We start from the raw sequence: 9,262 nt of genomic DNA, 5'->3' as shown, positions 1-9,262 counted from the left end.
GAACTCAATCTGTACGAGTGCCCACACAGATGATTGCTTCATATTTTTAAAGAACGTTTCGAAACATTTCGCTGTTTCGAGGGATGTGCATTCTAAGCATTCCCGATTTTTTGTCAACACTTAATTTTGAATTTCTTGAGAAGAAGTTTCGAACTTAAGTTTTACTTGACGCTAACTCGTTGCTGCTTTGCTTTTCAGCGTAGCGCTCCGTGTCAGTGGGGTCGCATTATAGGGCGATCCGATTTTAGTGCAACCCTTTTTTTAAAGAAAATTGCGAAAAACAGATTGTTTGGATAGAAATCACTCTAAGACAGTTGTTTTTGCATGTTTTACAAACAAAAAGAGCGCTAAATGCGCTCTATTTTTAATTCCCAACCGAATTTTGATAGGTAAGCTGCTTCTTGAATGAGCTCCGCTAACATCAACGGATGAAGGGATAGCCAAGGATTGGGCATTTGCATAGTCAGGGACTTATTCTCTTTATTGTTGGCTTGCACTGTTACTTTAGGTAGAACATCGTCTTTTCTACGCATAGATAACAAAACACCAAGTCGAACTACGACGCATAACAACTTAGCGTATCCAAAGTGACAACCTAATCGATCAAAATCTTTGGCAACAAGGTCAGCTCTATGATTTTTAACGATAGCAACGATAATATCTTTTTGCGCTTTGCTATATCCAGGCATTGAAGTATTCGCCAATATATAGCCGCTGTGTCTATGGTACTGTTTATAGTCAATCAGCAAGCCTACTTCATGAAGAGATGCGATTGCCTTTGCCAAGTGAAGACTCGCTTGTTCATCGAGACCCCAGCTTGATGACACTTGGGCGATAATATCAGACACCACTTCGTATACTCGCAGCGCCTGCTCGGTATCAACATGATAACGCTGAGTGAAACCATCCAATGTGCGCTGACAGATATCGACAGCCTGAAAATCAGGGATCATACTATAAAGTACACCCTCACGAAGTGCGCCACCGGCAAGACCCATAGATTGAATATCCAATGACTTGAATAGTGCAATCAAAATTGCAAGGCCCGATACAAAGACTAAGCGGCGTTCTTCAATTAGCCCAGGTAAAGTTAGCGCAGCCACCGTTTCACATTCAATTGCTTTAAGCTTTACTTCTTCCAACTTGCTCAGAGTCAGTTGTTCATTCTCGCCCATCGCAGCGAAAATTTCCTGAATGGCTTGAACAGTACCTGACGCACCAATGGCTAACTCCCAGCCAAGCTTTTTATATTTGGCTTGAATAGGCTGAATAACCTGTTTTGCAGCCAGCTCTGCAGCGTCAAAGTTTTTCAGACTTAATAGGCCATCGCTGAAATATCTATCAAGATAAGTCACACAACCCATATTTAAACTTTTATACAGTAAGGCATCAAAGCCTTTTCCGATCACAACTTCGGTACTCGCGCCGCCAATATCAATAACGAGTTGCTTACCTTGACAGGCGGATGTGTGAGCGACACCTTTGTAAATCGTTTTAGCTTCCACTTCTCCACTTATCACATTTACCTGATGATTAAGGATCTGCTCCGCTTTTTCGATAAATGTGTGAGCGTTAGTAGCCAAACGCAATGTCGCAGTCGCTACAATACTGACATTTTGCTTGGGGATATCTTGTAAGCGCTCAGCAAACAAAGCAAGGCACTCCCATCCTCTTTGCATCGCCTCAAGCGACAATTCATTTTGGTCATTAAGCCCAGATGCCAGCCGCACCTTCCTTTTCACACGGCCGATTGTGTGAATACCGCCTGCCATATGTTTCGCTATCAACATATGAAAGCTGTTAGAACCTAAGTCTATTACAGCGTAAATATCTTCCTTCGAAGCAGTCTTTGCCACTTTTCAAACCTCAACAAATCGCATTAAGCGCTTACTACTTTACTATCCAAGTTTATTTGGATTGTGGTTTTCTATAGCCACCAGTTCGGCGACCGCCACCACGTTGCTTGTTACCACTATTACCATGGCCTGAATGACGACGTTTATTTACTTGAGGCGCACGCAAGTCAGTTAATAGTGCTGTTTTATCATAATGAGAAACAGGAATTGCATGTTCTATGTATTCTTCTATCTCATGTAAATTGTAGGCATATTGCTCGCACGCGAAACTAATCGCATGCCCAGATGCACCAGCTCGACCCGTACGACCAATGCGGTGAACATAGTCTTCTCTGTCATCCGGCAAGTCGAAGTTGAACACATGACTTACTTCAGGAATATGTAAACCACGTGCTGCAACATCAGTCGCAACCAGCAAGTCAACATCACCACGCGTAAACTGCGCTAATATTGATTGGCGTTTCTTTTGGTTCACATCGCCAGTAAGCAAACCAGCACGGTGACCATCCGCTTTCAGCCATGCATATACGTTTTCGCAGCTGTGCTTAGTATTAGCAAAAATGATTGCCTTCTCTGGCCACTCTTCCTCAATCAAAGTAAGCAGTAAAGGTATTTTGTCCTCTGTTGACGGGTGAAATAGCTCTTCTTGAATACGCTTGCCCGTTTTAACATCTGGCTCAATTTGCACATGAATAGGATTGGTCATGTGTTCGAATGCTAACTCTTGCACTCTGTATGACAGTGTTGCAGAGAATAATAGATTTAATCGCTCTTCACGACCTGGCATGCGATTAAACAAATAACGAATGTCTTTGATAAAACCTAAATCAAACATTCGGTCTGCTTCATCTAGCACAACCACTTCGATATCATTGAGGTTATAAGCACCCTGCTTATAAAAATCGATTAAACGCCCAGTCGTTCCGATTAGTATATCCGCACCTTTTTCCAGTTGAGCCCGTTGTTTTTCGTAATCTTCGCCACCATATACAAGGGCAAGCTTAAGATCACAACGTGGCGCAATGACTTGCGCGTCCTTATGTATTTGGATAGCCAACTCTCGAGTCGGTGCCATAATAATTGCACGAGGTTGCGTTTTTTTATCCTTTTTAGTCTGCAATAGGCGATGACAGGTCGCGGTCAAAAACGCAAGGGTTTTGCCCGTACCAGTTTGTGCCTGACCCGCGATATCGCGGCCTTCACAGATGTAAGGTATACACTTTGCTTGGATTGGCGTACAAAATTCGAAGCCATTTTCCTGTAAACCGGCGACCACTTCCGGCGCTAAAGCAAAGTCGTTGAATGTTTTATTGGTCAAATGTGTCTTAGTCATAGCAATAAAGCATAACGTTTAAACTTGCAATAAGAAACAAGAGTGTTTAAATACGCATTAAATATTTCGCCTAATTCTAACGGAGAGCGTAATGAGCGACAAAATTATCCAACTAACTGATGACAGCTTTGAAGCTGACGTAATCAAATCTGACAAGCCTGTACTAGTAGATTTCTGGGCAGAATGGTGTGGCCCTTGTAAGATGATTGCGCCTATCCTTGATGAAGTTGCAGAATCACACGGTGACCGCGTTGCGATCGGCAAACTGAATATTGACCAAAACGCAGGAACTCCACCTAAGTACGGTATCCGTGGTATTCCAACACTATTACTGTTTAAAGATGGTGCAGTAGCAGCAACCAAAGTTGGTGCTCTATCTAAGACTCAACTTGTTGAGTTCCTAGAAAACAACCTGTAATTCAGGCTGTTACATACTCTGCGGCATCACTGCCGCAGTTGTAGACCTGATCTATATCATTTTTAATAGAATAAAATTTGTATAAACACTGGACGACCTGACGCCTAGCTGCTAACTTATAAAGCCACAAACCTTTAAGCTTTATCAAATCAACCTCTCTCGTGAAACTAACGAGAATGACAACTGTAATAAAGAACCCACCAATATGCATTTACGCGAATTAAAAGACAAGTCAATCAATGAACTTGTAAAACTTGCTGAGTCCATGGGACTTGAAAACGTAGCTCGTTTAAGAAAACAAGATATTATCTTTGCTATTTTGAAAGCGCACGCGAAAAGCGGCGAGAATATATACGGCGGCGGTGTTTTAGAAATTTTACAAGATGGCTTCGGCTTTTTACGTTCTTCAGAAGCATCTTACCTAGCTGGCCCTGATGATATTTATGTTTCTCCGAGCCAGATTAGACGTTTCAGCCTGCGTACCGGTGATACCATCAGTGGTTTAATCAGACCACCAAAAGATGGCGAAAGATACTTTGCATTATTGAAAGTTAATGAAGTTAACTTCGATAAGCCTGAAAACTCTCGTACCAAAATCCTATTCGAAAACCTAACGCCTATTCATGCTAATGAGCGTATGGTAATGGAGCGAGGTAACGGTAGTACAGAAGATATTACCGCTCGAGTATTAGACCTTGCTTCTCCAATTGGTAAAGGTCAGCGTGCACTTATCGTTGCACCACCAAAAGCGGGTAAGACAATGTTGCTTCAAAACATTGCTCAGTCCATCACATACAACAACCCAGATGCAACATTGATGGTACTACTAATCGATGAACGTCCGGAAGAAGTAACTGAGATGCAGCGTCTTGTTCAAGGTGAAGTAATTGCTTCTACGTTTGACGAACCTGCCAACCGCCACGTTCAAGTAGCAGAAATGGTAATCGAAAAAGCAAAACGCTTAGTTGAGCATAAGAAGGATGTTATTATTCTACTTGACTCAATCACACGTCTTGCTCGAGCATACAACACGGTTATTCCTTCCTCAGGTAAAGTATTAACTGGTGGTGTTGATGCCAATGCACTTCACAAACCTAAGCGCTTCTTTGGTGCTGCGCGTAATGTTGAGGAAGGCGGAAGCTTAACCATCATCGCAACGGCACTTATCGATACCGGCTCTAAGATGGATGAAGTTATCTACGAAGAGTTTAAAGGTACGGGTAACATGGAACTACACCTAAACCGTAAGATTGCGGAAAAACGTGTATTCCCAGCTATCGACTTCAACCGCTCTGGTACTCGTCGTGAAGAACTACTAACGAAGACTGATGAGCTTCAAAAGATGTGGATCTTGCGTAAGATTGTGCATGAAATGAGTGAGATCGATGCCATGGAATTCCTTATTGATAAGCTTTCCATGAGCAAAACAAACGATGAGTTTTTCGACTCAATGCGTCGTAAGTAAGTAGACTCTAAGTCTAATTTTTGAAAAGCCAGCTTATGCTGGCTTTTTGCTTTTCAGGTTCGCCAACTGCCTGTTTTTGTTCTATACCTATCTAGTGAATTTAAACCGTATTTGTATAATGAACCTAGGGACTTAGAATGAAGCCGAGTCGTATTATTGTCACAGTCACACTGTTTAATCTGGCTTCGGTAACACTCGCAATCACCTTGCTATCTTCTGATACAGCCAAAATAGCTGTTGCTCTCGGAGCTCTAGTACTGGGGGTGCTATTCCAGCTTTTATACTTTAAGAAAACCTCTTCCGCTGAAAAGCATATGGAACATCTCGTTCGCAACTTTATCAACGACAATGGTGTCGACCTAACGTATCGCTTTAACGAACAAGATAAAAATATTTCTAAGTCCTGCCTACTAATGAATGATTGCTTCGCCGTTATAGAACATATAATTAGTGAAGTATACGCATCTTCTTCTCGACTTCACCCAATGGCAGATAGTTTAAGAGATACCTACGCATCCATGACGCAAAAAGCGACGCTACAACATACTCACGGAGAATACTTAGCCACCTCGATACAGTCTATGTTAGAGATTTCCGCGCGTTTAGATACTAGCTTAGAGCAGATCTACGCATCTGTAGAAAACGCTACAACGGCAGTGAAGCAAACCAGATTAGATACTGACAAAAGCCAAAAAAGCCTGCTAACTCTTGCAGATAACATCAAAAAAACCAATGAACAAATAGAGTTGCTCAAAACAGACAGCAACGAAATTAGCTCAGTGCTTGAAGTTATTAGTGCTATTGCAGAGCAGACCAATTTACTTGCGCTAAACGCTGCGATTGAAGCAGCACGAGCTGGCGAGCTGGGCAGAGGCTTTGCCGTCGTTGCTGATGAAGTTCGTAATTTAGCGGCAAGAACAAGCCAATCTACAAAAGAAGTAAGTCTGGTTATCAGAAAAATTCAATCCGGTACAGATTCTGTTTACGCACTCATGCAAGCAGCACTAGAGGAAACAGATAACACGGTAAAATTAAGCGAAGCCTCTACAAAAGAGGTTGATGAAATAGAAAACGCGATGCTCTCTATCAACCAAATGTCTCACGATATTCATCGACAAGTTGGAGAACAGAAGCAAGCCTCTGACGAAGCTCAAGAGAGCATAGAGTCAATGGTGCACCTGAATTCAGATGCACTTTCAAGTACAAGAATACAGGCTGTCTCCAATCGTGACCTCATAGCACTATCGCAAAGTATTCATTCCAAGTTATCCATGTTTAAGATTTCAGATTACACCCCGGAACTAGACACCAGAAAAGACAGTTCACGGGTATCAATCAGTAATATTGAGCAACCTGAAAACTCAAATGTGGGGAATGCTGATGATATAGAACTATTTTAGGACGCTAAAGACTCTTTAGATTTTAGCTGATCGCACATCGCTAAGAACAAAGACTGAAACTGATCTTCATTTCCTTGCTTTAACACTTTTTCAAATTCTATGGCTATACTTGCCAGTTCGGGAAATTCAAACATAGATGCCGCCCCCGCCAACTTATGGCAAATAGCCTGGAGTGTGAGCAGCTCTTTATTTTGCCAAGCATCAATTAGTAAATAACGCTCTTGTTCAAAAGTACTTGCGAAGCTATCTCTTAAGTCCGATAAATCGATATTAAGCTCATATGCTTTGCCATGCTCAAAGTTCAAATGCGTATTCAGAACTCCCAGCAATTCATTTTTATTAATCGGCTTGCCAATATGTCCATTGAATCCAGAATCAATATATGATTTGACTTCTTCCATCAGTACATTAGCGGTTAGCGCGTATATCGGCCCAGAATAGCCAGCAGAACGAATAATCCTTAATGCTTCGACACCATCCATTCTTGGCATTTGAATGTCCATAAGCACCAAATCAGGAAAATCACTAAGACACTGTTCAACCGCTCGAGCACCATTTTCGGCTACAATGACTGTCGCCCCCGTCCGCTCGATCATACGAGAGAATAATTGGCGGTTTTCAGGGTGATCCTCTACAACCAACACAGTACCTGATAACAAAGGTTGCTTTAGCTGAGGTTCTTGCGCTTCAGTGGCCGCGACATTGAGATACACAGTACAAGGTACATGAAAAGAGAAGATACTGCCTTTATCAATAATGCTTTGAACTTTTATTTCACCATTCATCATATGCGCAAGCTGGCTCGACAAACTTAATCCGAGCCCAGAGCCACCAAAGCGCCTTGTTATGCTGTTGTCAGCTTGTTGGAAATTATCAAAAATTCGGCCTATCTGCTGCTCAGTCATGCCAATACCTGTGTCCTTCACCACAAACTGTAAGCCATGGTGCGTTTCAGATACTTCTAATTCAATACGGCCTTTTTCGGTAAACTTTAGGGCATTACTTAGCAAGTTTATTAGTATTTGTTTTACTCGAATGTAATCTAAACGCACGTAAGCGTTAGCCCTGACCTGGTCACAAACGATAAACTCTAATTCCTTACTCTGGATATTTTGTTGAAACATATCGCATAAGTCCGCAAGTAAGCTGCTTACCGAAAACTCTGTTGATTCAAGCTCTAAGCGCTCAGCTTCGATTCGACTTAGGTCAAGAATATCATTGACGAGATCTCGTAAGTGTAACCCTTGATTATAGATAGTTCTGACTGAAGCTTGTGCCTGAGCATTTAAATCTTGTTCGACCAACAAGTCTTCTGCATGTCCCAGCACCGTAGTAAGTGGCGTTCTGATTTCATGGCTCATGTTTGCTAGAAATTGACTTTTCACTTGATTTGCCGCTTTTAACTCATCCGCTTTTTGCTGAAGCTCAGATGTTCTGAGTGCGACTTTTTGACTTAGCTCCAGTTTTGCTCTTTGCTCAACCTTACGTCGGTAAAGTGCGAAAGTTGTCAGTAAGGTTAATAGTGCAATGATAACACCCAACAATTGTAACTGGCTGCGCTGCTCTTCTTTCAGTAGCTGTAATTTTTGCTCTTGCTTGAGCACTTCAACTTCTCGAGAAAGCTCACTCGCTTCATACTTAGCACGATAATCATTGATTCGCTTAAGCACGTCATCATTCATTAAGCGCTTTTGCGCTTCCAGATTTTGCGAGTCATATTCTCTAGCTTGTTGTATATTACCTTGAGCAGCCTCAATTAGCGCTAGTAAACGTAGCGACATTCGCTCCTTCTTCTGCTCGTGCATCAATCGGCTGGCAGCTAAACTTTGCTCAGCATTCGCTAAGGCTTCTACAAGTCTGCCTTGTGCAAAAAATATTTGTGCTAATGTATATTGCGCCTCCATAACATTAGCGGGGTTTTGAGCCTTTTCAGCGTAATAAAGTGCAAAATTCGCCTCTTTTTCAGCAACGTCAAGCTGATCTAAGGAATAGCTAAGAAGTGCGAGGTTAACGTATTCGTACGATAAATGGCGAACATCATTTTGAGCTTCATAATACGTAATGGCGGCCTGATAAGAAGCTTTAGCCAATTCAGGCTTTTTCGTTTCCGTATACAGGACTCCAAGATCTGCATGAGCAAGCGCGACACCATATTCATCACCCAATTCATTAAAAGCTTTAAGCGCGGTATGTAGCATCTCCTCCGCTTTATCGTAGGCAGCTTGACGAATATAAACCCCTGAAATATTGAGTAGAATGTCAGCGTGATCTTGAGCATTGCCAAACTCCTGATAGAGCTCGTCCGCTTTTAAATAGTTTTGTAGTGCAAGATCTAAAGTAAAGTTTTTAAAGTAGGCCAACCCTAGGTTGCTGTGTAAGTTAGCCATTTCAATAGGGATATTACGCTGTTCAGCCAGCGCTAAAGCACGAGAGTAAAACTCTATTGCCTGTTGGTATTGACCGAGATAGAAATTACAGATCCCTTGTAGCTTAACAGCAGTAAAGTGGTTGTCAGTTAAGGGCTCTGACTGGGTGATTAATTCTAGCTGGCTAAGAAAAGCTAGTGCATCTTTAAACTGATTGTGACTATAAGCAGACTTACCAAGGCTAAACAAAATGTCCACTTTTTTCTCTTTTCCGAGCTTTTTTTCAGCGAGAAGTTCCTTGCCTAGAATTTGTTTTTGTTGCCAATTCGTAATCAGCTTCATTTCCGTAATGCGTTCAGTGAGTGAAGTATTACTCACTGCATATTCCGCATGAAAAGTAGTAGAGAGATAAAAACAACACGCA

6 protein-coding genes are annotated in these 9,262 nt (G+C 41.9%); 3 read left to right on the top strand and 3 right to left on the bottom strand.

Features of this window, described 5'->3' with window-relative positions:
- Positions 1-347: 347 nt before the first annotated feature.
- Together gppA and rhlB are read right to left on the bottom strand one after the other, a co-directional pair.
- The gene (gppA, locus tag QSH61_RS00510; protein WP_174170983.1) at positions 348-1,856 is read right to left on the bottom strand and encodes a guanosine-5'-triphosphate,3'-diphosphate diphosphatase; all 1,509 of its coding nucleotides are present in this window, start codon (positions 1,854-1,856) and stop codon (positions 348-350) included.
- Positions 1,857-1,908: 52 nt separating this feature from the next.
- Positions 1,909-3,189: an ATP-dependent RNA helicase RhlB gene (rhlB, locus tag QSH61_RS00505; RefSeq protein WP_010604249.1), complete on the bottom strand. Its 1,281-nt coding sequence runs from the start codon at positions 3,187-3,189 to the stop codon at positions 1,909-1,911.
- A gap of 91 nt (positions 3,190-3,280) precedes the next feature.
- On the opposite strand from rhlB, the gene trxA reads away from it, so the two are divergent.
- The 3 genes from trxA (at position 3,281) to QSH61_RS00490 (ending at position 6,472) form a co-directional block, all read left to right on the top strand.
- Positions 3,281-3,607 carry a thioredoxin TrxA gene (gene trxA, locus QSH61_RS00500; RefSeq protein WP_010378172.1) on the top strand — a complete coding sequence of 109 codons (327 nt, stop codon included), beginning with the start codon at positions 3,281-3,283 and terminating at the stop codon, positions 3,605-3,607.
- A 205-nt stretch (positions 3,608-3,812) separates the two neighbouring features.
- Positions 3,813-5,072 (top strand): transcription termination factor Rho, encoded by a 1,260-nt coding sequence (rho, locus tag QSH61_RS00495; protein ID WP_010604247.1) that lies wholly within the window; start codon positions 3,813-3,815, stop codon positions 5,070-5,072.
- Between the two features lie 137 nt (positions 5,073-5,209).
- Positions 5,210-6,472 carry a methyl-accepting chemotaxis protein gene (locus QSH61_RS00490; protein WP_206472110.1) on the top strand — a complete coding sequence of 421 codons (1,263 nt, stop codon included), beginning with the start codon at positions 5,210-5,212 and terminating at the stop codon, positions 6,470-6,472.
- Here the strand turns inward: QSH61_RS00490 and QSH61_RS00485 are convergent.
- Positions 6,469-9,216 carry an ATP-binding protein gene (locus QSH61_RS00485; RefSeq protein WP_286122871.1) on the bottom strand — a complete coding sequence of 916 codons (2,748 nt, stop codon included), beginning with the start codon at positions 9,214-9,216 and terminating at the stop codon, positions 6,469-6,471. The genes QSH61_RS00490 and QSH61_RS00485 overlap by 4 nt on opposite strands.
- Positions 9,217-9,262: the final 46 nt, after the last annotated feature.

The organism is Pseudoalteromonas sp. JC3 (genome assembly GCF_030291895.1).
Classification (GTDB): domain Bacteria; phylum Pseudomonadota; class Gammaproteobacteria; order Enterobacterales; family Alteromonadaceae; genus Pseudoalteromonas.
The sequence above is the reverse complement of the archived record's forward strand: the minus strand, read 5'-3'. Positions and strand labels throughout refer to the sequence as shown.

What these genes read in the sequence shown, in the direction of transcription:
- rhlB (WP_010604249.1), bottom strand. Translation starts at nt 3,189, where the DNA reads ATGACTAAGACACATTTGACCAATAAAACATTCAACGACTTTGCTTTA.
- trxA (WP_010378172.1), top strand. Translation starts at nt 3,281, where the DNA reads ATGAGCGACAAAATTATCCAACTAACTGATGACAGCTTTGAAGCTGAC.
- rho (WP_010604247.1), top strand. Translation starts at nt 3,813, where the DNA reads ATGCATTTACGCGAATTAAAAGACAAGTCAATCAATGAACTTGTAAAA.
- QSH61_RS00490 (WP_206472110.1), top strand. Translation starts at nt 5,210, where the DNA reads ATGAAGCCGAGTCGTATTATTGTCACAGTCACACTGTTTAATCTGGCT.